The sequence below is a fragment of the Streptomyces sp. NPDC058157 genome (genome assembly GCF_042884105.1).
In the GTDB taxonomy this organism is placed as follows: Bacteria; Actinomycetota; Actinomycetes; order Streptomycetales; family Streptomycetaceae; genus Streptomyces.
In genome coordinates, this window is sequence record NZ_JBHVUQ010000432.1 from 1,132 (window position 1) to 1,493 (window position 362).

Sequence of the window (362 nt, forward strand, 5' to 3'; positions counted from 1 at the left end):
CGGGTCGTGCGGTGCGGCCCGCGCCCACCCGCGCCGGCACCCGCCCAGGAGGCGGAGGCGCGCACGCCCGGGCGGCCACCCGGGCGTGCGGTGCGGCTGGCGTTCTGGCGTCCGCCCGCGCCGGCCGCCGTTCAGGCCGTGTCGCGGTAGCGCAGCAGGCGCAGGGCGTTGGCGACCACGACGAGGGTGGAGCCCTCGTGGACCAGGACGGCCGGGCCGATGCCCAGGCCGAGGGCCGTGGCGGGGACCAGGACGGCGACGATGCCCAGGCTCAGCCAGAGGTTCTGCCGGATGATCCGGCTCGCCCGGCGGCTGAGGCCGGTGATGAAGGGCAGGATTCTATGTTTGTAGTTCTTGTTGGT

General features: G+C 75.1%; 1 pseudogene. It reads right to left on the reverse strand.

Annotated features, from left to right (window positions below):
* Positions 1–131: 131 nt before the first annotated feature.
* Positions 132–362, reverse strand: a pseudogene (locus tag ACFVXK_RS38645) (hypothetical protein); the annotation flags it as partial.